This window comes from Microbacterium sp. TNHR37B, assembly GCF_001620065.1.
GTDB lineage: Bacteria > Actinomycetota > Actinomycetes > Actinomycetales > Microbacteriaceae > Microbacterium.
Genome location: NZ_LQGV01000002.1, coordinates 88,595 through 110,241, shown reverse-complemented (window position 1 = coordinate 110,241; position 21,647 = coordinate 88,595). Strand labels below are relative to the sequence as shown.

Below are 21,647 nucleotides of genomic sequence, written 5' to 3'. Positions count from 1 at the left end.
ACGATACGCGCCGACCTCACGGACGATGGAAGGGATCGGCGTAGAGCCGCTCGGGAACGCGGAAGCCGTAGATCGCACGCCCCGTCGACCAGATCGCCGCGGCGCCGGCGCGAACGAGGTCGATCGGACGGTCGCCCTCCTCGAGGATCCGCACATCCGCACCGTCGACCTGGACTCTCGCGCCGCCGACCGTCGTGACATCACCGGCCGTCGTGACCTCCGGATACGGCTCGTGCAGTTCCCGCAGATCGCCGAGGATGTAGTCGGGCCGCGAAGAGGTCGGTGCGGCCAAGACGTGCTTGGGTCGATCGATACCGGTGAGCACGAGGGCAGACCGGATGCCGGATGCCTGGGCACCGGCGATGTCGGTGTCGAGCCGGTCGCCGATGAACAGCGGACGCTCCGCGCCGAAACGGGCCACGGCTTCCTCGAAGATCGGCGTCTCCGGCTTACCGGCAACCGTCGCCAAGCGGCCGACAGCCGTATGCACGGCAGAGACGAGCGTGCCGTTTCCCGGGGCGATGCCCCGCGCCTGCGGAATGGTCCAGTCCGTGTTCGTGGCGATCCACGGGATCCCGCCCTCCTCCTCGGGGAGGGCGAGCGCGTAGGCCGCTTCGGCGAGGTCGGCCCAGCCGAGCTCGGGCGCGAAACCCTGGACGACCGCCGCCGGCGCATCGTCGGCGCTGCGGACGACGACGAAGCCGGCCTTCTCCACCTCATAGGTCAGGCCGTCCCCGCCGATGACGAGGATCCGGGCGCCCGGTGTGACGCGCTCACGCAGCAGCCGTACCGCCGCTTGGGGGCTCGTGACGACGTCGCCGGGTTCGGTGCGAAGACCGAGTTCACGAAGATGCGCGGCGACCACCGCGTCGCGGCGCGAGGCGTTGTTGGTGATGAAGGCCAGTCGCCGGGACTGCGCGGACCGATTGAGGCTGTCCACCGCATAAGGCAGCGCGTGGGGTCCGGCGTACACGACCCCATCGAGGTCGGCCAGCACGAGGTCGACGTCGTCGAGCGGCGTGGCGGCCGGGGATCGACGGGAGAACAACGCCATCAGCGGATCTCCTCCGAGCCGTCCTCCGCGGTGTCGTCGACGCTGCCGTCGGCCGCGTCGATCTGCTCGTGCGGGTCGGACTCTTCGGGGAGGTCGATCTCTTCGATCTCATCGACTTCGAGCACCTCGAAGTCCGCGTCACCCATTCCGAGCGCCTCGGCGGCGATGTCCGCACGGCGGCGCCACTGCGCCGCTTCCTCCTCGCGGCCCAGTTCTTCGAGCACCGTCGCGCGCGCGGCGAACAGCGCGGGGCTCCAGGAGAACGCCTTGTCAGGGTTGAGCTCGGGGATGTCCAGCTCCTGCAGGGCGCGCGCCGTCTGACCGAGGTCCAGACGTGCACCGGACATGGCGATCGCCAACTCGACCCGGACATCGACGGGCAACACCGCACGGTCGACGGCGCGACCGACTTCGAGTGCACGGTCCGGACGACCGACCCCACGTTCGCTGTCGACCATGAGCGCGATCTGATCGTCGCGTCCGGAGATCCGGCGGTACGTGCGCAGCTCCCGCAACGCGAGCGCGAATTCTTCGTTCGCGTACGCGGTGATCGCTACCGTCTCGCGCACCACCGCGATTCTCCCCGCACGACGCGAGGCGGCAAGGGCGTGCTCGTGAGCGAGTGCGGGGTCTTCATCGATCAGCCGAGCGGCCATCGCGAGATGGCGTGCGACTTCTTCGGCATTCTCCTTGCTGAGGGTCTTCAGCTCGTTTCGCGCGGCGCCGTGAAGGTCGCGTCCGGTGACCTCTGGAGGAACCTCCGGACCGCGCTCGCGCCGGCGATCGTCTGCCTGGGGCGGTCGCGATGAACGCCTCTCGGCGGATCCCGTCGAACGGAAGCCGCCACGTTCTCCCCCGGCCCGGACGGGACGGCCGCCACGATCGGTCGCACGGCGGGCGCCTTCATGGGCGCCTGACCCGGGACGCCCGCCCTCCCGGAAAGGCCGGGCCGAGCGATCGCCGTCGCGCGCGGGACGAGAGGAACGCTCATCGTTCCTCGGCGTGAACCGCTGACGCTCGCCCTCACGCGGAGCGAACGACTTACGCTCACCATCGCGCGGCGTGAACGGCTTCCGCTCGCCCTCACACGGCGGCTTACGGGTTCGACCGCCCTCGCGGTCTCCGGGGAAACGCTTCGCGCCGGCATCACCGGAGGATCGCTCGCGGCGATCTCCTGCAGAGCGGGCCGAGTCACCCTCGCGACGCGGACGCCGGGAGCCGGCACCATCATCGCCAGGGCGGGGACGACGGGAACCAGAGTTCGACGCCGCATAGCGCGGCCTCCCCGCTCCACGAGGTCGTTCGTCGTCTGCTGCCATGACGGCATCCCTTCCCGAGTCCGTTAACGAGAAATGGCCACCCAACTCTGGGTGGCCATTTCACGAAAGAAGTCCGGCGGTGTCCTACTCTCCCACAGGGTCCCCCCTGCAGTACCATCGGCGCTGTGAGGCTTAGCTTCCGGGTTCGGAATGTAACCGGGCGTTTCCCTCACGCTATGGCCGCCGAAACACTATTGATGTTTCAGTCTGCACAACAATGTCATTGTCATGCGGTTCTCGACCGTACATCGAGAACCACTCAGTGGACGCAAGCACCAAAACGGTGTGTTATCAAGTCATCGGCTTATTAGTACCGGTCAGCTTCACGCGTTACCGCGCTTCCACATCCGGCCTATCAACCCAGTAGTCTGGCTGGGAGCCTCTCGCCCGAAGGCATGGAAATCTCATCTTGAGGCCGGCTTCCCGCTTAGATGCTTTCAGCGGTTATCCATCCCGAACGTAGCTAACCAGCGGTGCTCTTGGCAGAACAACTGGCACACCAGAGGTTCGTCCAACCCGGTCCTCTCGTACTAGGGTCAGATCCTCTCAAATTTCCTACGCGCGCAGCGGATAGGGACCGAACTGTCTCACGACGTTCTAAACCCAGCTCGCGTACCGCTTTAATGGGCGAACAGCCCAACCCTTGGGACCTACTCCAGCCCCAGGATGCGACGAGCCGACATCGAGGTGCCAAACCATGCCGTCGATATGGACTCTTGGGCAAGATCAGCCTGTTATCCCCGAGGTACCTTTTATCCGTTGAGCGACAGCGCTTCCACAAGCCACTGCCGGATCACTAGTCCCGACTTTCGTCCCTGCTCGACCTGTCAGTCTCACAGTCAAGCTCCCTTGTGCACTTACACTCGCCACCTGATTGCCAACCAGGTTGAGGGAACCTTTGGGCGCCTCCGTTACTTTTTGGGAGGCAACCGCCCCAGTTAAACTACCCACCAGGCACTGTCCCTGAACCGGATTACGGTTCGAAGTTAGATATCCAGAGTGACCAGAGTGGTATTTCAACAATGACTCCACAAGAACTGGCGTCCCTGCTTCAAAGTCTCCCACCTATCCTACACAAGCCACACCGAACACCAATACCAAGCTGTAGTAAAGGTCACGGGGTCTTTCCGTCCTGCTGCGCGTAACGAGCATCTTTACTCGTAATGCAATTTCGCCGAGTTCGCGGTTGAGACAGTTGGGAAGTCGTTACGCCATTCGTGCAGGTCGGAACTTACCCGACAAGGAATTTCGCTACCTTAGGATGGTTATAGTTACCACCGCCGTTTACTGGGGCTTAAATTCTGAGCTTCGCTTGCGCTAACCCGTCCTCTTAACCTTCCAGCACCGGGCAGGCGTCAGTCCGTATACATCGTCTTGCGACTTGGCACGGACCTGTGTTTTTAATAAACAGTCGCTACCCACTAGTCTCTGCGGCCTCCAAACGCTTTCGGAGCAAGTCCTAATACGTCGAAGGCCCCCCTTCTCCCGAAGTTACGGGGGCATTTTGCCGAGTTCCTTAACCACGATTCTCTCGATCTCCTTGGTATTCTCTACCTGACCACCTGAGTCGGTTTGGGGTACGGGCGGCTAGAACCTCGCGTCGATGCTTTTCTCGGCAGCATAGGATCACCCACTTTTTATCCGCATCGTGTCTCAGCCTATGTGAGAGACGGATTTGCCTATCTCTCGGCCTACGCACTTGCACCAGGACAACCATCGCCTGGCTTGGGCTACCTTCCTGCGTCACACCTGTTAATACGCTAACCGCACCAGCATGGGGTCGTGCGCTAGCTCCAACGTTCTCACCCCGAAGGGATCGATACAGAGGAATTCGGGCACTTAGCACCACTGGATTGATTGGGGCGGTTCTTCGCCGGTACGGGAATATCAACCCGTTGTCCATCGACTACGCCTGTCGGCCTCGCCTTAGGTCCCGACTTACCCAGGGAAGATTAGCTTGACCCTGGAACCCTTGGTCTTTCGGAGGACGTGTTTCTCACACGTCTTTCGCTACTCATGCCTGCATTCTCACTCGTGTAGCCTCCACGGCTGGTTCACACCGCCGCTTCGCTGGCCACACGACGCTCTCCTACCCATCAACACGGCTGGACCACGAAGGCCTACCAATAATGTCAATGCCACAACTTCGGTGGCGTGCTTGAGCCCCGTTACATTGTCGGCGCGGAATCACTTGACCAGTGAGCTATTACGCACTCTTTCAAGGGTGGCTGCTTCTAAGCCAACCTCCTGGTTGTCAAGGCAACTCCACATCCTTTCCCACTTAGCACGCGCTTTGGGACCTTAGTTGGTGGTCTGGGTTGTTTCCCTCTCGACTATGAAGCTTATCCCCCACAGTCTCACTGCTGCGCTCTCACTTACCGGCATTCGGAGTTTGGCTGACGTCAGTAACCTTGTAGGGCCCATCGGCCATCCAGTAGCTCTACCTCCGGCAAGAAACACGCAACGCTGCACCTAAATGCATTTCGGAGAGAACCAGCTATCACGAAGTTTGATTGGCCTTTCACCCCTATCCACAGCTCATCCCCTCAGTTTTCAACCTAAGTGGGTTCGGCCCTCCACGACGTCTTACCGTCGCTTCAGCCTGGCCATGGATAGATCACTTCGCTTCGGGTCTAGGACACGCGACTGAATCGCCCTATTCAGACTCGCTTTCGCTACGGCTACCCCTCTCGGGTTAACCTCGCCACGTATCGCTAACTCGCAGGCTCATTCTTCAAAAGGCACGCTGTCACAGCTGCTAGGGCTGCTCCAACGGTTTGTAAGCAAACGGTTTCAGGTACTATTTCACTCCCCTCCCGGGGTACTTTTCACCTTTCCCTCACGGTACTTGTCCGCTATCGGTCATCTGGGAGTATTTAGGCTTATCAGGTGGTCCTGACAGATTCACACGGGATTTCTCGGGCCCCGTGCTACTTGGGATACTTCTCGCGCCAAGGGAGGCATTTCGACTACGGGGTTGGCACCCTCTATGACCTGGCTTTCAATCCAGTTCGTCTATACCTTCTTGTAACGCTGACTGCTCGGCAGAACAGTCCGAAAAGTCCCACAACCCCGAATACGCAACTCCTGCCGGATATCACACGTACTCGGTTTAGCCTGTTCCGGTTTCGCTCGCCACTACTAACGGAATCGCGGTTGCTTTCTCTTCCTGTGGGTACTGAGATGTTTCACTTCCCCACGTTCCCTCTACCCGCCCTATATATTCAGGCGGGAGTCACTGGGTCGGCACGCCGCCCAGCGGGGTTTCCCCATTCGGAGATCCTCGGATCAAGGTGTGCTTATCCACTCCCCGAGGCTTATCGCAGATTGCTACGTCCTTCTTCGGCTCCAGATGCCAAGGCATCCACCGTTTGCTCTTAAAGACTTGAAATCACATGAGTTTGAATCAGTATCGGATCGGACCGAAGTCCAACTCGAAATTGACTAATGATCTTTAAGATCATCTATATGAGCCGACCGAAGCCGGCTCAAAGATGCTCGCGTCCACTGTGTAGTTCTCAAAGTACGGGCGGTACCCTCTCCGCGTGTCGCACTGCGACCGCCAGAAAAGGTCCTGAGGATTTGGTTGGCTCCGAAGAGCACATCCGGTCCCTCAGGACCCAACAGCGTGCATGTGCCGAACGACTTGCTCCGAACGGTTCCAGCTGCAAGCAGCGTACTGAGTTCGAAGGTCACCCTCCGGCACCTCGTCAAATGTTCCACCCATGAGCTAACCGGCAGGACACGTTCGGCCCTGATCCGGCGCCTGGACACGTCGACTCCGAAGAGCCTCGGTGCCAGATGCTCCTTAGAAAGGAGGTGATCCAGCCGCACCTTCCGGTACGGCTACCTTGTTACGACTTAGTCCTAATTACCGATCCCACCTTCGACGGCTCCCTCCACAAGGGTTGGGCCACCGGCTTCAGGTGTTACCGACTTTCATGACTTGACGGGCGGTGTGTACAAGACCCGGGAACGTATTCACCGCAGCGTTGCTGATCTGCGATTACTAGCGACTCCGACTTCATGAGGTCGAGTTGCAGACCTCAATCCGAACTGGGACCGGCTTTTTGGGATTCGCTCCACCTTACGGTATTGCAGCCCTTTGTACCGGCCATTGTAGCATGCGTGAAGCCCAAGACATAAGGGGCATGATGATTTGACGTCATCCCCACCTTCCTCCGAGTTGACCCCGGCAGTATCCCATGAGTTCCCACCATTACGTGCTGGCAACATAGAACGAGGGTTGCGCTCGTTGCGGGACTTAACCCAACATCTCACGACACGAGCTGACGACAACCATGCACCACCTGTTTACGAGTGTCCAAAGAGTTGACCATTTCTGGCCCGTTCTCGTATATGTCAAGCCTTGGTAAGGTTCTTCGCGTTGCATCGAATTAATCCGCATGCTCCGCCGCTTGTGCGGGTCCCCGTCAATTCCTTTGAGTTTTAGCCTTGCGGCCGTACTCCCCAGGCGGGGAACTTAATGCGTTAGCTGCGTCACGGAAACCGTGGAATGGTCCCCACAACTAGTTCCCAACGTTTACGGGGTGGACTACCAGGGTATCTAAGCCTGTTTGCTCCCCACCCTTTCGCTCCTCAGCGTCAGTTACGGCCCAGAGATCTGCCTTCGCCATCGGTGTTCCTCCTGATATCTGCGCATTCCACCGCTACACCAGGAATTCCAATCTCCCCTACCGCACTCTAGTCTGCCCGTACCCACTGCAGGCCCGAGGTTGAGCCTCGGGTTTTCACAGCAGACGCGACAGACCGCCTACGAGCTCTTTACGCCCAATAATTCCGGATAACGCTTGCGCCCTACGTATTACCGCGGCTGCTGGCACGTAGTTAGCCGGCGCTTTTTCTGCAGGTACCGTCACTTTCGCTTCTTCCCTGCTAAAAGAGGTTTACAACCCGAAGGCCGTCGTCCCTCACGCGGCGTTGCTGCATCAGGCTTGCGCCCATTGTGCAATATTCCCCACTGCTGCCTCCCGTAGGAGTCTGGGCCGTGTCTCAGTCCCAGTGTGGCCGGTCACCCTCTCAGGCCGGCTACCCGTCGACGCCTTGGTGAGCCGTTACCTCACCAACAAGCTGATAGGCCGCGAGCTCATCCCTGACCGAAGTTCTTTCCAGCTGCTGAAGATGCCTTCGCAGCTCGTATCCGGTATTAGACGCCGTTTCCAGCGCTTATCCCAGAGTCAGGGGCAGATTGCTCACGTGTTACTCACCCGTTCGCCACTGATCCAGCAGAGCAAGCTCCGCTTTCACCGTTCGACTTGCATGTGTTAAGCACGCCGCCAGCGTTCATCCTGAGCCAGGATCAAACTCTCCGTAAAGAAATGTTGCTGCGACCAGCCGGAAAATGACCGGAGCAGCGAGTTTGATCTGACCAAAGGGATGTCATTGCTGACTATCCGTTGCCGGCACCGGAGTGCCGGACTTTGATCCAAAGGAATCTCATTCAGCCGAAGCTGAATCGAGGTTTTTTGGCATTTGACAAGTGCACGCTGTTGAGTTCTCAAGGATCGGATGCTCCTGCTGTTCGGCCTCTCAGCCTCCCCCGCAGGGCAACTTCTCTATCTTATCCATCTCGTTCCGTCTGTCAAATCGACTCGCCGGGATCTTCAGATCCTCGGAGCAGTCGACGACCGCGGTCCACGAGGTGGACACTCCATCCTAGACCCTAAGGCCCTGGTTCCTCCAGTAGGAGGTGTGTGGGGTGGAGGTGGTTCTCCGCTTGAGGGGGCGAGGCCTTCCGGCCTTCTCGCTCTTCCCTGTGGGGCGAACAAGTAATAAGTTACGTGGGTTCTGGCCCTTCGGCAAATCGGGCCTGCATCCCGGGCGTGTCGCGGCCACGAGCCCCGTGATTCCGGGGCTTGCGGCCCGGCATCGCGGCACGGGGTCGCGCACCGCGGGGCCCCGGCGTAGCGTGCCCCCATGCCCGATCCCGTTCCTCTCGCCGCCAGCACCGACGTCGCCTCCCTCGCCTGGACCGCCGTGACCGCGGCCGAAGACGCACGGGCCTCCCTCGTGGGAACACGGGCGCGCCCTCTGGATCCGATGGCCGTCGCCGTTGCCTACACGAGCGAGCGCTGGCTTCGCGTCGACGGATCCATGCCCCGCGCCTTCGCTCCCCTCTCCGGCTTCTTCCGTGCGGCGGATGGTTGGGTGCGCACTCATGCCAACTACCCGCACCACCGCCGGGCGCTCCTGTCTGCTCTCCAGCTCCCCGCCGGTGCCGACGAGCTCGAGCGCGTGCGGGCAGAGCTGGCGAGGCGGCCGGCAGAGCGCATCGCCGCCAGCGTGACGGCTCGCGGCGGTCTCTGCGTCACGGTCCGGCCCGCGGATCCCGCCGTCGACGAGGAGTTGCGCGCGCGTGCCCTCGTGGAGACCACCCGCCTCGCGGACGCGCCGGCTCGACCTGTCCCGTCTTCGGATGAGGAGCGCCCGCTGGCCGGCACGCGGGTGCTCGACCTCACGCGGGTGATTGCCGGGCCGGTGGCGAGCCGGACCCTGGCGCTGTGGGGAGCCGGCGTCGTCCGGATCGACCCACCGCATCTTCCGGAGCTCCCCTGGCAGCACCTCGACACCGGGCACGGGAAGCGATCGGCGCTCCTCGACCTCGGCGGCGGTGCCGACCGCGCCACCTTCGATGCGCTCCTCGCATCCGCCGACGTCGTCGTGCTGGGCTACCGCTCCGACGGGCTGGAGCGGCGGGGTGTGTCCGCGGCATCCCTTGCCCCGCGCCGCCCCGGAATCATCGTGCTCCAACTCACCGCGTGGCCAGATCCCACCCGCCGAGGGTTCGACAGTCTGGTGCAGGCCGACTCGGGCATCGCGTGGGAGGAGTCGCAGGACGGCGATCGCCCTGGAGCGCTCCCCGCCCAGGCCCTCGATCACAGCGCGGGGTATCTGCTCGCGGCGGCTGCCCTCGAACTCCTGCACCGTCGAGCGGTCGAGGGCGGATCCTGGCTCGCGAGCACGAACCTGCGCCGGATCGCCGCGGAGCTGCTCGGCCTCCCCCGGCCGCCCGGCGCATCGACGGCCCCTCCGATCGACGCGACGGGACATCTGCAGTCGTTCGCCGTCGACGGCGTCTCGCTCACCACCGCGGCCCCCGCCTTCCCCGGCGCCCGCTTTCGCGCACCGCGTCCCTGGGGACGCGACCGTGCCCAATGGACCAGCGAGCATCGCCGTCCGGGGAGCGTCCGATGACCCTCCCCGCCCCGGGGGGCCGGCCCAAGGATCGAGTGCTCACCGCCTGCGAGCTCTTCGGACGCGACCGGATCGTCGCCTGGTGCGAAGCGCTCCTGAGCGGTTCCGCCGGCGACGATGACCCGGCGTGGCCCGACATCTCCTGGCTCGGCGGGACGATCGGATGGCCGGCGACGTGGCGCCGCGTGTGGGGGGCGCGCGGCCTGCTCCACATCGGCCCTCCCGCCCACCCGGAGATCGTGCTCGACGCACTGTCCGACGACGCGTGGCGGGTGAGGGAGATGGCGTTGAAGGTCATCGCCAGCCACGGGATCGACGATCCCCGGGGAGCGGTGGAGACGTGCACATCGGACCCGTACGAGCGGGTCCGGTACCAGGCATGGCGGGTGCTCGGCCATCCCGACCCCGGGGCGGCGTCGCGCTGATCCGTGCGCGGCAGCGGCGAGAACGAGACGGGCGGTCAGGCGGAGCGTCGACGCACGAGGATCCACGCGCAGAGCACGATCGTCGCCAGACCCCACACCGCACAGGCGGGCGGCAGCACGCGGTAGGCGAGATGGTGCGCCGTCACCTCGGGGTCTGCGCTGTAGACGACCGATCCGATCAGCCACGCGGCGATGAGCGCAACGGGAAGGGAGATCCACCAGGCCCACCGCGCCGCACCGGGAAGCACCCGGGACGACGCCACCCGTGGCCGGCGGGAGATCCAGAAGGCGCCGAAGGCCGCGAGAACCGCCACGCCTCCCACGCCCGACCCGTACTGCAGCCACTTGAAGCCGGGAAGCGGACCCCACATCTCGTCGAGCGCGGGGATCAGCGTCAGTCCCCACCGGCCCTCGTGCGTGAACGCGTCCCACGCGATGTGCGAGAGGACGCCGAGGACGAGAGAGACCGCGACGAGGGCCGCGAACACTCCGCTCTCACGCCACACTCGGTGCTGCGCTCCCGGGCGGGGCGCCCGCGCAGCCTGCCACGCGCCGGCGCCGGCGCGGTCCCACTCGGCGGGAAGTCGCTCGGCCAGCCACCTCGGGGAGACCTCCCGCACGGCGGGGCGGAACAGGCCGTACCAGAGCACGAGGAGGAGCAGGGCAACGAGACCGGACACCACGACGTTGGTGTGGGTCACCTGATAGGTGACCGGTGTGCCACGCACGAAGAGCGGCACGTCGGGCGCCATCGCGCCCACCGCGATCGCGGCCGGTAGGAGCGGGGTGCGCACGAACGGCAGCGCGACCGCCGCGTGCGCGGGTGTGAACGGCACGATCAGTCGACGAAGACGCCGGCGAGGGTCTTCTTTCCCCGCCGCAGCACGGAGACGCCGCCCGGGAGGGTGCCGGCGACGGTTGCGGTGTCGTCGGTGACCTTCTCGCCGTCGAGGGAGACGCCGCCCTGGGCGATCGCGCGACGCGCTTCGCTGAGGCTGGAGACCAGCTCGGTCTCCACCAGCGCCTGGACCACCGGCGTTCCCGAGGGCACCCGTGCGTGCGGCAGTTCTTCGAGGGCGGATCGGAGGGTCGCCGCATCCAGCGCAGCCAGGTCGCCCTGTCCGAACAGCGCTTCGGACGCCGCGATCACCGCGGCCGTCGCCTCCGGCCCGTGAACGATCGTCGACACCTCCTCCGCGAGTCGTTTTTGGGCTGCCCGGCGGAAGGGCTCCGTCTCGACGAGCCGGGCGTAGGCCTCGATCTCCTCGCGTGTGAGGAAGGTGAAGACCTTCAGCCGCTCGACGACGTCCGCGTCGGCGGTCGCGAGCCAGAACTGGTAGAACGCGTACGGGCTCGTGAGCGCCGCGTCGATCCAGATCGCGTTCCCCTCACTCTTGCCGAACTTGGTGCCATCGCTGTTGGTGATCAGCGGCGTCCCGATCGCGTGCACGGAGACGCCTTCGACGCGGTGGATCAGGTCGGTGCCGCTGGTGAGGTTTCCCCACTGGTCGGACCCCCCCGTCTGGAGCACGCAGTCGTACTGGCGGTACAGCTCGAGGAAGTCGAGTCCCTGGAGGATCTGGTAGCTGAACTCGGTGTAGCTGATCCCCGCGTCGGAGTTCAGCCGCGCCGCGACGGCATCCTTCTTGAGCATCGTGCCGACGCGGTAGTGCTTCCCGATCTCGCGGAGGAAATCGATGGCGCTCAGGGGCGCCGTCCAGTCGAGGTTGTTGACCATGCGCGCGGCGTTGTCCCCCTCGAAGCTGAGGTACCGCTCCACCTGCGCGCGGAGGCTCGCCACCCACTCGGACACCGTCTCGCGGGAGTTCAGCGTGCGCTCGGCCGTCGGACGGGGGTCGCCGATCAGCCCGGTCGATCCGCCCACCAGCCCCAGGGGTCGGTGTCCCGCCAACTGCAGGCGACGCATCGTGAGCAGCTGCACGAGGTGCCCGAGGTGCAATGACGACGCGGTCGGATCGAACCCGCAGTAATACGTGATCGGGTCCCCGCCGAGCAGCGCACGCAGCGCTTCCTGGCCGGTGGACACATGCACCAGGCCGCGCCAGACGATCTCGTCCCAGACGTTCGCGAACGTCGGATCGTTGGCGGGCGCGAGGGCGCTCACGACGGTTTCAGACACGCGTTCCAGGCTATCAGCGCACGTTCGCCGTCCCGTCGCCCGGACACGAGGCGGCGGTCAGCCGAGGGTCCCCCACCACAGGAGGAAGGCGACGCCCAGCGCCGTCGCCCAGCTGACGAGGCTCCCGATGAGAAAGTACTCGGCGCGCAGGCCCGAGCCGCTGTCACGGGAGATCTCGGGGAAGCGGACGATCCCCTTGGCGGCGAGGACGGCGGCGAGGAGGGTGAAGGCCCCCGTCAGAGTGAGGGAGAAGACGAGGAGCCTCTCGAGCGGTCCGATCAGACGACCGCCCTTCAGCGTGATGCCGTCGGCGTCAGGCAGGGCAGCATCGCGCAACGACGCGCGGACGACGACGTTTCCCGATTCCGCCAGGAAGGCCACGGCCCCCACCACGAACAGGGCCACGTCGGCGCTCACCCGGCTGAGCGGACCCGCCGTCGGCCAGAGCTCGCCCCACGGCCCCTGGTCCGCGCGGATCCCGGTGACGGCAACCGCGACGAGGCAGACGGCCGCGACGAGCACGACCGGCCAGAGCCCGGCGGGTCCCCCGCGTCGATCCGGGGTTCCCCAGGTCCACAGGACCGCGGTGCCGAGGGCAACGAAGGCCCACACCATCGCATCGGCGCCGGCGGCGAGGACGATGAGTGCGACTGCCGCGAGCACGGTCGCGCCGATGCGCAGCCGCGAGGGGGCGTACTGCCGGAGCAGGTCGCCCACGCCGACACCCAGGAGGACGAGCCCGGCACCGATCACGCGTCGTCCTTTCCGAGCGCGGTGAACCCGGCGATCACGGCGGGCGCTCCCGCACCGGCCAGCGCCTGAGAGACCGCGGGCTGGGTGATGCCCTCCGCCGCAGCGAGTTCCCGCTGCGTGCGCCCGAGACACCGCCCGTAGGTGAGTCGTCGCGCGCGCTCGCTCATGGCACCGACCACCTCGTCGCGGGCGAGCAGGTAGGCGTTGGCCATGCGCGCCTCCGTCTTCATGACGGCATCCTCCCCCACACCTGCGACAACGCGCGTGCGCGCGGACGGAACGGCGCGGTCCTGGAGTCGGTGGACCCCATCGATCGCTTCGCGCGCCGCCCACCATCCCGGCCCGTCGGAGATCCCTCCTCCCGGAGAGGTCACCTCCTCGATCGGCCCGATGCCGACGCCGAAGCGCAGTTCGATGCCGTCGGGGAGCGCGAGCTGGACCAGCAGGAGCGACCGGAGCGCGTCGGTGAGAGTGGCGTACTCCCCCTGGAACTCGTCGCCCACGGTCGCGGCGAGGCGGTGCCGCGCAAGCGGCAGATCATCATCCACGCGAGCGACGGCCGACTCGATCACCGCCTGCGCCTCGCTTCGATCCTCGAGGAGACGCGAGCCGACGATGTCGGCGATGGTGACGACGACGTTCGACATGACGATAAGCTTATCACTTATCTTTCCAGATGATAAGTGTTTTGCTTATGTTTGAAATCGATAAGGTCTGCGGTGTCAGACGGAGAGCGTGCGAGCTGCGGCCTGCGCACGCGCCACCAGCTCGGCGCGCTGCTCGTTCACCCGCACCGGAGCGGTTCCGCCGGCGCCGGTACGGCTCGCCACGGAGCCCTCGATCGACAGGACGTCACGCACCGCGGGACGAAGATGAGCGGACACCGACTCGAGCAGGGCATCGTCGGCATCCTCCAGGCCGATCCCCCGCGCCTCGCAGGCGCGCACGAGGGCACCGGAGATCTCGTGCGCGTCACGGAACGGGACGCCCTGCGTGACGAGCCACTCGGCCACGTCGGTGGCCAACGAGAATCCCGCCGGCGCAAGCTCAGCCATCCGATCGGTGTGGAACTGCAGCGTCGCCACCATGCCTGCGAACGCGGGAAGGACGACCTCCAGCGTCGCCACCGAATCGAAGACCGGCTCCTTGTCCTCCTGCAGGTCGCGGTTGTAGGCGAGGGGAAGCCCCTTGAGCGTCGCGAGCAGGCCGGAGAGGTTCCCGATCAGACGCCCCGCCTTGCCCCGCGCGAGCTCCGCGATGTCCGGGTTCTTCTTCTGCGGCATGATGCTCGACCCCGTCGAGTAGCCGTCGTCGAGCGTGACGAATCCGAACTCGCGCGTATTCCAGAGGATCACGTCTTCCGCGAAGCGCGACAGATCCACGCCGATCATGGCCGTGATGAAGGCGAACTCCGCCACGACGTCTCTCGCCGAGGTGCCATCGAGCGAGTTCTCGGCGGGCCGATCCAGACCCAGCTCCCGTGCGACCGACTGCGGATCCAGTCCCAGCGTGGCCCCGGCCAGCGCGCCGCCGCCGTACGGCGAGACGCGCGCCCGCGCAGACCAGTCGCGGAGGCGCTCCAGGTCGCGCACCAGGGGCCAGGCGTGCGCCTGCAGGTGATGGGCGAGAAGGATCGGCTGCGCGTGCTGCAGATGCGTACGGCCCGGCATGATCGCCGTGGCGTGCGCCTCGGCCTGTGCGACGACCGCGTCGATCACGCGGAGCAGGTCGCGCGCGATCACGCCGGCGTGGTCGAGCAGATAGAGCCGCACGAGCGTGGCGATCTGATCGTTGCGACTGCGTCCCGCGCGGAGCTTACCTCCCAGCCCGGGTCCGACCTCCGCGATCAGCGCCGCCTCGAGCGCACCGTGGACGTCCTCGTCTCCCGGCTGGGCGACGAGGGTCGCATCCTCGATCCGGCGGGCCAGGGCGTCGAGCCCGGCGTGCATGCGGACGATCTCCTCATCGGTGAGATACCCGGCTGCGTGGAGAGCGTTCGCGTGAGCGTGAGAGCCGGCGAGATCGTAACGGGCGAGCGCCCAGTCGAAGTGCGTCGAGCGGCTGAGAGCCTCGAGCTCGGGAGAGGGTCCCGTCGCGAAGCGCGCTCCCCAGAGAGCACCCTCGTTCGTCCCATGCGCAGCAGATTCGGTCACCGTGTCAGCCTAGTCGCGCGCCCGGGGCGGCCCGGGAACCAGGCGTGAGGCCAGCGCCGCGATGACGCGCTCGCAGGGCCCCCTCCCCCAGGCGAGCGCCCACACCGTGCAGATCAGGATCGTTCCGCCGACGAAAACCGGGAGCGGGTTCAGGGCCCGGAAGGCCCCGAGATCCGAGGTCGTGCCGAGCGCGAGCGCGGCCCAGGCCGCCCAGAGCAGGATCTGGCCGGTGTACGCGGTGAGCGGCATGGCTCCCACCGCCCGCAGCGGGAGGACGAGCGGCGCCACCGGTGTCCGGCAGACCGCGAGACACACGCCGAGCACCGCCAGGGCGAACCCTCCCGATCCGATCACTTCCGGGAGGCCTCCGGAATGCGCGGAGACGGCGAGGGCTCGGCCCGCCCACCCGTCCGAGAGCGTCTCGTCGGGGATCAGGGTCGCACCGACGCCGGCGAGCACCGCCGCAGCCCCGCCGCCCAGCACGAGCCGTAACGGCGCGCGTGGCCCGAATCCCGATCGCGCCACCGCGAGACCGGCCGCGACGAAGGCGAACCAAATCGTGAAGGGATAGTGCCAGCCGATGAGGAGCGCGATGTCGGCGCCACCCGGGGACTCCCACGGCAGCGCGTCGTCGAGGAACGGCTGCACGAGTGGCGACACGATCGCCACGACCGCGGCGATCACCCACAGCGGCCGTGCGCCCAGTGAGAGCAGGGGAAGGCTCAGAAGGAACAGCACGGCGTAGGCGGGGAGGATCACGTACACGGGGACGCCGGTCGCCACCAGCGCGACGCCCAGCAGCCACACCGCTCCCGCACGCACCGCGAGCCGCGCGCGGATCACCCGCCGGCGCGCTCCGTCGGCCCCCGCGCTGAGGAGACCGATCGAGACCCCCGCCAGGACGGCGAACAGGATCGACGACCGACCGTTGACGACATCGAGCCACGTGCTCGGGTCCGCACCGTCGAACGGGGCGATCGACAGCAGATGCGCGGTCAGCATGCCCAGGACCGCGAGTCCGCGCGCGAGGTCGACGCCCGCGACGCGGGCCGGGGCGGTCAGCCACCGAAGACCCGGCGTCACCGCCCGCCACCGGTCGCTCACGCTGACCCCGTCACGGTCACTGCTGGCGCAGCAACCAGACCAGAAGGGCCTTCTGCGCGTGGAGGCGGTTCTCGGCTTCGTCCCACACGACGCTCTGCGGGCCGTCGATCACCTCGGCGTCGACCTCGTAGCCGCGGTCGGCGGGGAGGCAGTGGATGAAGATCGCCGCGTCATCGGCGAGCGCCATCGTCTCCTGAGTGACCTTGTAACCGCCGAGGTCGCGGAGGCGGGCGATCTTCTCCTCCTCCTTCCCCATCGAGACCCACGTGTCGGTCACGACGACATCGGCACCGGCAGCGGCTTCGAGCGGATCTGTGTAGAGCGTGACCGATCCCCCGGTCTCCGCGGCGATCCGATCAGCATCGGCGATCACGTCCTCGCGAGGCGCATAGTCGACCGGTGAGGCCACGCGGACGTGCATGCCGGCCGTGACGCCCGCCAGCACGTACGAGTGCCCCATGTTCGACTTGCCGTCGCCGAAGAACGCGAGCGTCAGGCCGCGGAGCTCGCCCTTGTGCTCGCGGATCGTGAGGAGGTCTGCCAACAGCTGGCAGGGGTGGAAGTCGTCGCTCAGCGCGTTGACGACCGGCACCCGGGTTCCCCGCGCCATCTCCTCCAGGCCGGACTGCGCGTAGGTCCGCCACACGATCGCGGCGACCTGACGCTCCAGCACGCGCGCCGTGTCGGAGGGGGTCTCCTTTCCTCCGAGCTGGCTGTTGGCGGTCGAGATGATCAAGGGCGAGCCACCGAGGTCGGCGATGCCGACGGCGAACGACACGCGCGTGCGTGTCGAGGACTTGTCGAAGATCACCGCGACCGTCTGAGGGCCTTCCAGCGGCTTCAGCTTCCAGCGGTCCTTCTTCAGCGACAGGGCGAGATCGAGGATCTCGGACTGTTCGGCCGGGCTGAGATCGTCGTCGCGCAAGAGGTGGCGGGTCATGCGGGGGTCTCCGAGTTCGTGTGGTCATCGAGCATGAGGGCGTCTTCGACGGTGCGCAGCGCGCGGGTGAACAGTTCCACGAACTCCTCCACCTCCACGTCGCCGATCGTCAGCGCCGGGGCCAGCCGCACCGTGTCGTCGTTGGCGGCGTTGACGATGAGGCCATGTTCCTGTGCCGCCGCCACGACGGCTCCGGCCACGGGATGGCTGAGCGCGACGCCGACGAGCAGCCCCCGTCCGCGCGTTCCCGCCACGAGCGGCGAGCCGATCGCGGCGATGCGATCCCGCAGCTGGGCACCGCGCTCACGGGCGTTGGCGAGCAGGTCGGCACGCTCGATCTCGCGGAGGACAGCGGCTCCCACGGCGGTTGCGAGCGGATTGCCGCCGAAGGTCGAGCCGTGGGTTCCCGGATAGAAGAGCTCACCGGTGTCGCCGAACGTGATCAGGGCGCCGATCGGGAAGCCTCCGGCGATGCCCTTGGCCACCGTGATCGCGTCGGGGACGATGCCGGCGCTCTGGAAAGCGAACCACTCGCCGGTGCGCCCGGCACCGGTCTGGATCTCGTCGAGGATCAGCAACGCCCCGTGCTGCGCCGTGAGCTCACGGGCGGCACGAAGGAAGCCCTCCGGCAGATCCACCACCCCCGCCTCGCCCTTGATCGGCTCGATGAACACGGCGGCCACCGTCTCATCGATCGCCGACTCGAGGGCCTCGATCGTGGTGTCGATGAACTCGACGCCGGGGACCATCGGGAGGAACGGCTGCTGCATCGCCGACTTGCCGGTGAGGGCGAGCGTTCCCATCGTCCGCCCGTGGAAGGCGTTCTTCAGGGCGAGGATGCGGGGCCGGGCGGTACCGGTGCGCTCGGCCGCACCGTGGAGCCGGGCCAGCTTGAACGCCGCCTCGTTGGCCTCGGCGCCCGAGTTGGCGAAGTACACCCGGCCCGAGGGGCCGGTGCCTGCCAGTCGCTTCAAGAGCGCGGCCAGGTCGAGCTGGGGCGGCGTGGCGAAGAAGTTCGACACCTGCGCGAGGGTGGCCGCCTGCCTGGTCACCGCCTCGACGAACACGGGGTGGGCGTGACCGAGCGACGTCACGGCGATGCCGCCGAGGAAGTCGAGGTAGCGCTTGCCCTCGTCGTCCCACACATAGGCGCCCTCACCGCGGGTGAGGAGCGCGAGACGATCGGCGGCGTTTCGGACCAGGTCGCGCGTCGCGTCCTCCTGCCACCGCGTCTGAGTCAGTGTTCCCACCTGCGTCTGCACGTCGTCCTCCATCACGCCACGACCTCTGTTCCGATTCCTTTTTCCGTGAAGATCTCCACCAGCACCGAGTGCGGCTGGCGGCCGTCGATGATCGCGGCCGTGTCGACCCCGCCGTCGACCGCGTCGAGGCACGCCTGCATCTTGGGGATCATGCCCGACTCCAGACGAGGGAGCATCTCCCGCAGTTCGTCGGCGGTCAGATGCGAGACGAGTGAGTCCCGACGGGGCCAATCGGCGTAGAGCCCCGGCACGTCGGTGAGCACGACGAGCTTCGAGGCACCCAACGCGACAGCGAGGGCGGCGGCGGCGGCGTCGGCGTTGACGTTCAACGACTGCCCGGGGTTGTCCTGGTCGGGGGCGATGGAGGAGACCACCGGGATGCGCCCGGCATCGAGCTGATCGCGCACCGGTTGCGGATCCACGGCCACGACATCGCCGACGTAGCCGAGATCGTGTGGCACGCCATCGAGCACGACCCCTCGGCGACGCCCGCGGAACAGCCCGGCGTCCTCTCCGGACAGGCCCGTGGCGAAGGGTCCGAAGGCGTTGATCCGTGCGACCAGCTGCGGGTTGATCTGGCCGGTGAGCACCATCCGCACGACGCTGATCGCCTCTGTGGAGGTGACCCGATAGCCGCCCTTGAACTCGCTGGGGATCGACAGCCGATCCAGCATCTGCGAGATCTGCGGACCGCCGCCGTGCACGACGACCGGCTTGACCCCGACGAAGCGCAAGTAGGCGATGTCCTGCGCGAACGCCTCTTGCAGCTCCTCGGAGATCATCGCGTTGCCGCCGTACTTGATGACGATCACCTGATCGCGGAAGCGCTGCAGCCAGGGCAGCGACTCGATGAGCACGCCGGCCTTCTGCGCCGCCTGCTCCGGAGTGGTCTGCTGGAGATCGGTCATGAGGAGTACGCGCTGTTCTCGTGGACGTAGTCGTGGGTGAGGTCGTTCGTGAGGATCGTGGCCTCCGCGTCCCCCGCCTTGAGGTCGATGAGGATCTCGGTCGAGCGTGGCGTCAGGTCGACGTCCTCACGCGGGCGGTCGGGGGCGCCGTGGCTGCACACCCGGACGCCGTTGAACGAGACGTCCACGTCGTAGGGGTCGAACCGGGCCTGGGTGGTCCCGATCGCCGCCAGCACCCTCCCCCAGTTGGGGTCATTGCCGAAGATGGCGGCCTTGAAGAGGTTGTTGCGGGCGACCGAGCGTCCCACCGTCACCGCGTCCTCCTCGGAGGCGGCGTGGACGACCTGGATGGAGATGTCGTGGCTGGCGCCTTCGGCATCGGCCTGGAGCTGCTGGGCGAGGTCCTGACAGACCTCGGTGAGCACGCGGGTGAACTCATCGAGATCCGCCGTCACTCCGGTGGCACCGCTCGCGAGGAGCGTCACCTGGTCGTTGGTCGACATGCAGCCGTCGGAATCCAGGCGGTCGAAGGTGACGTGCGTCGCGCTCCGCAGCGCCCGGTCGAGGTCGGCCGAGGAGACGATGGCGTCGGTGGTGAGGACCACGAGCATGGTCGCCAGCCCCGGGGCCAGCATCCCCGCCCCCTTGGCCATTCCGCCGATCGTCCAGCCCGAGCCGGCGGAGACCGCGCGCTTGGGGCGGGAGTCGGTCGTCATGATCGCCAGCGAGGCGTCGTCTCCGCCGTCACCCCGCAACTGGGCGACCGCCTCGCGCGTCCCCTCGAGCACCTTGCGGCGGAACTCCTCGTCACCGGTGCCGATGAGCCCGGTGGAGCACACCAGGACGTCGCCGGGGCTGACGTCCAGCAGTTCGGCCGCCAGCTCCGCCGTCTGGTGGGTGGTCTGGAACCCGAAGCTCCCGGTGAAGCAGTTCGCTCCCCCGGAGTTGAGGACCACCGCGTGGACCCGGCCATCGGCGACGGCCTGCTCCGACCAGAGGATGGGGTTGGCCTTCGCGCGATTGCTGGTGAACACGGCGGCACCGGCGAAGTGGGGGCCGCGGTTGACGACCACGGCGACATCGCGTGCTCCGGTGGACTTCAGTCCGGCGGCGACTCCCGCCGCATCGAATCCCTGGGCAGCGGTGACGCTCACGGCGCGACTCCGTTCACGGTCAGGCCCCGATCCTCGGGAAGACCGAGGGCGATGTTCATGGATTGGACGGCGGCACCGGCCGTGCCTTTCATCAGGTTGTCGACGGCGGCCACGATCACGACCTTCTCCGCCCGCCGGTCGACCGCGACCCCGAGAAGCGCGGTGTTCGCACCGATCACGTCGGCCGTGCGCGGGAACTGCCCCTCGGGGAGGACCTGGACGAAGGTTTCCCCGTCATAGGCCTCCTCCCACGCGGCTCGGACGTCGGCGTCGGAGACACCGGGCCGGAGCGGCACGACCGTGGTGGCGAGGATTCCGCGGGACATCGGGACGATCACGGGGGTGAAGGACAGTCGGAGGCTGCGGGCGACCTCCGCCCCCCGCTCTCCCGCGGCCGCGATCAACGACTGCGCGATCTCCGGGATGTGGCGATGGGTGCCGCCGACCGCGTACGGGTTCGCGCTACCGAGGATCTCGGCCGCCAGCAGGTGCGTCTTGGGGCTCTTCCCCGCGCCGGACGGCCCGACGGCGAGCACCGACACCACGTCCCGCGGATCGACGACACCGGCGGCGATACCGGGTGCGACGCTCAGCGCGACCGTCGACGCATTGCAGCCGGGCGCGGCGATGCGCGTCGCACCCCGGAGCGCCTCCCGCTGCTTGCCGCCCGCGACCGGAAGCTCCGGCACGCCATACGTCCACGGTTCGTGGAAGACACCGCCGTAGAACTCGTCCCATGCCGCCGCCGAGGTCAGCCGGTGGTCGGCGCCGGCATCGATGACCAGCGGCACCTCTGACAGCGCGTCGGTGTACGGGCCCGACTGCCCGTGAGGGAGAGCGAGGAACACGACGTCATGCCCGGACAACGTCTCTGCCGACGTCTCTTGGATCGTGAGGTGCGAGAGCGACCGAAGGTGCGGCTGCTCGTCGACGAGGCGTCGTCCCGCGGAGGAGTGCGCCGTGACGGTGCGGATGTCGATGTCGGGGTGGGCGGCGAGCGTGCGCAGGATCTCTCCGCCGGCATAGCCGGAAGCGCCGGAAACGGCGACCGAATAGGTCATTGTCCAACCTTATTGTCTGAGGGAGCGGGGCCGGAGACGGCGACACCGGCGGCTCCACCCGACAACGACGGGGAGCGTTCGGGGTCGCCTAGAGTCGGCGGCCGCCCTGGCGTCGGCGCGCGCGGAAGACCACGAGGGGGGTCTGCGTCGCGGCCGAGA

Annotated in this window: 16 protein-coding genes and 3 rRNA genes; 3 read left to right on the top strand and 16 right to left on the bottom strand. The window is 66.6% G+C overall.

The window, feature by feature from the left end:
- Positions 1-16 precede the first annotated feature (16 nt).
- Positions 17-1,054 (bottom strand): HAD-IIA family hydrolase, encoded by a 1,038-nt coding sequence (locus tag AVP41_RS08125; protein WP_067163118.1) that lies wholly within the window; start codon positions 1,052-1,054, stop codon positions 17-19.
- Positions 1,054-1,623 (bottom strand): hypothetical protein, encoded by a 570-nt coding sequence (locus tag AVP41_RS08120; RefSeq protein ID WP_157532431.1) that lies wholly within the window; start codon positions 1,621-1,623, stop codon positions 1,054-1,056. Before AVP41_RS08120 ends, AVP41_RS08125 begins: the two co-directional genes overlap by 1 nt.
- Before the next feature lie 45 nt (positions 1,624-1,668).
- Between AVP41_RS08120 and AVP41_RS16620 the strand changes: the two genes are divergently transcribed.
- The gene (locus AVP41_RS16620) at positions 1,669-1,863 is read left to right on the top strand and encodes a hypothetical protein (protein WP_157532430.1); all 195 of its coding nucleotides are present in this window, start codon (positions 1,669-1,671) and stop codon (positions 1,861-1,863) included.
- Between the two features lie 581 nt (positions 1,864-2,444).
- Here the strand turns inward: AVP41_RS16620 and rrf are convergent.
- From rrf to AVP41_RS08105, 3 genes are all read right to left on the bottom strand, one after another.
- A 5S ribosomal RNA gene (gene rrf / locus AVP41_RS08115) occupies positions 2,445-2,561 on the bottom strand.
- Between the two features lie 99 nt (positions 2,562-2,660).
- Positions 2,661-5,764: ribosomal RNA gene (locus tag AVP41_RS08110) — 23S ribosomal RNA — on the bottom strand.
- Between the two features lie 421 nt (positions 5,765-6,185).
- Positions 6,186-7,709 (bottom strand): 16S ribosomal RNA (locus AVP41_RS08105).
- Together the 16S, 23S and 5S rRNA genes form the textbook arrangement of a ribosomal RNA operon.
- Positions 7,710-8,310: 601 nt before the next feature.
- Here AVP41_RS08105 and AVP41_RS08100 point away from each other — a divergent pair.
- Entirely contained in the window at positions 8,311-9,588 is a 1,278-nt protein-coding gene (locus AVP41_RS08100) for a CoA transferase (RefSeq protein ID WP_067163116.1), read from the top strand.
- Positions 9,585-10,013 (top strand): HEAT repeat domain-containing protein, encoded by a 429-nt coding sequence (locus tag AVP41_RS08095; RefSeq protein ID WP_157532429.1) that lies wholly within the window; start codon positions 9,585-9,587, stop codon positions 10,011-10,013. Before AVP41_RS08100 ends, AVP41_RS08095 begins: the two co-directional genes overlap by 4 nt.
- Positions 10,014-10,048: 35 nt before the next feature.
- Here the strand turns inward: AVP41_RS08095 and AVP41_RS08090 are convergent, their stop codons facing one another.
- From AVP41_RS08090 to argC, 11 genes are all read right to left on the bottom strand, one after another.
- Positions 10,049-10,849, bottom strand: a complete 801-nt coding sequence (locus tag AVP41_RS08090; protein WP_067163111.1) for a DUF4184 family protein — start codon at positions 10,847-10,849, stop codon at positions 10,049-10,051.
- Between the two features lie 2 nt (positions 10,850-10,851).
- Positions 10,852-12,153 carry a tyrosine--tRNA ligase gene (gene tyrS, locus AVP41_RS08085; RefSeq protein ID WP_231902708.1) on the bottom strand — a complete coding sequence of 434 codons (1,302 nt, stop codon included), beginning with the start codon at positions 12,151-12,153 and terminating at the stop codon, positions 10,852-10,854.
- 57 nt (positions 12,154-12,210) lie between these two features.
- Positions 12,211-12,906: a hypothetical protein gene (locus AVP41_RS08080; RefSeq protein WP_067163104.1), complete on the bottom strand. Its 696-nt coding sequence runs from the start codon at positions 12,904-12,906 to the stop codon at positions 12,211-12,213.
- Positions 12,903-13,553 (bottom strand): SatD family protein, encoded by a 651-nt coding sequence (locus tag AVP41_RS08075; RefSeq protein WP_067163102.1) that lies wholly within the window; start codon positions 13,551-13,553, stop codon positions 12,903-12,905. The genes AVP41_RS08080 and AVP41_RS08075 overlap by 4 nt, the downstream gene beginning before the upstream one ends.
- 75 nt (positions 13,554-13,628) lie before the next feature.
- A complete protein-coding gene (gene argH / locus AVP41_RS08070) occupies positions 13,629-15,059 on the bottom strand; it encodes an argininosuccinate lyase (protein WP_067163100.1) in 1,431 nt (476 codons plus the stop codon).
- A gap of 9 nt (positions 15,060-15,068) precedes the next feature.
- On the bottom strand, positions 15,069-16,163 hold the full coding sequence (locus AVP41_RS08065) for a heparan-alpha-glucosaminide N-acetyltransferase domain-containing protein (RefSeq protein WP_082829116.1): 1,095 nt from the start codon (positions 16,161-16,163) through the stop codon (positions 15,069-15,071).
- Positions 16,164-16,179: 16 nt separating this feature from the next.
- On the bottom strand, positions 16,180-17,103 hold the full coding sequence (gene argF, locus AVP41_RS08060; RefSeq protein WP_067163097.1) for an ornithine carbamoyltransferase: 924 nt from the start codon (positions 17,101-17,103) through the stop codon (positions 16,180-16,182).
- Entirely contained in the window at positions 17,100-18,377 is a 1,278-nt protein-coding gene (locus tag AVP41_RS08055) for an acetylornithine transaminase (protein ID WP_067163095.1), read from the bottom strand. Before AVP41_RS08055 ends, argF begins: the two co-directional genes overlap by 4 nt.
- Positions 18,377-19,273 (bottom strand): acetylglutamate kinase, encoded by an 897-nt coding sequence (gene argB, locus AVP41_RS08050; RefSeq protein ID WP_067163094.1) that lies wholly within the window; start codon positions 19,271-19,273, stop codon positions 18,377-18,379. Before argB ends, AVP41_RS08055 begins: the two co-directional genes overlap by 1 nt.
- Entirely contained in the window at positions 19,270-20,427 is a 1,158-nt protein-coding gene (gene argJ / locus AVP41_RS08045; RefSeq protein ID WP_067163092.1) for a bifunctional glutamate N-acetyltransferase/amino-acid acetyltransferase ArgJ, read from the bottom strand. The genes argB and argJ overlap by 4 nt, the downstream gene beginning before the upstream one ends.
- Complete coding sequence (gene argC / locus AVP41_RS08040; protein ID WP_067163091.1) at positions 20,424-21,488, bottom strand: N-acetyl-gamma-glutamyl-phosphate reductase; 1,065 nt, start codon at positions 21,486-21,488, stop codon at positions 20,424-20,426. The genes argJ and argC overlap by 4 nt, the downstream gene beginning before the upstream one ends.
- Positions 21,489-21,647 lie beyond the last annotated feature (159 nt).

Coding starts and splice junctions, on each gene's coding strand:
- argF (WP_067163097.1), bottom strand. CDS start 17,103: ATGACCCGCCACCTCTTGCGCGACGACGATCTCAGCCCGGCCGAACAG.
- argC (WP_067163091.1), bottom strand. CDS start 21,488: ATGACCTATTCGGTCGCCGTTTCCGGCGCTTCCGGCTATGCCGGCGGA.
- AVP41_RS08125 (WP_067163118.1), bottom strand. CDS start 1,054: ATGGCGTTGTTCTCCCGTCGATCCCCGGCCGCCACGCCGCTCGACGAC.
- AVP41_RS08095 (WP_157532429.1), top strand. CDS start 9,585: ATGACCCTCCCCGCCCCGGGGGGCCGGCCCAAGGATCGAGTGCTCACC.
- argB (WP_067163094.1), bottom strand. CDS start 19,273: ATGACCGATCTCCAGCAGACCACTCCGGAGCAGGCGGCGCAGAAGGCC.
- AVP41_RS08075 (WP_067163102.1), bottom strand. CDS start 13,553: ATGTCGAACGTCGTCGTCACCATCGCCGACATCGTCGGCTCGCGTCTC.
- AVP41_RS08100 (WP_067163116.1), top strand. CDS start 8,311: ATGCCCGATCCCGTTCCTCTCGCCGCCAGCACCGACGTCGCCTCCCTC.
- AVP41_RS08055 (WP_067163095.1), bottom strand. CDS start 18,377: ATGGAGGACGACGTGCAGACGCAGGTGGGAACACTGACTCAGACGCGG.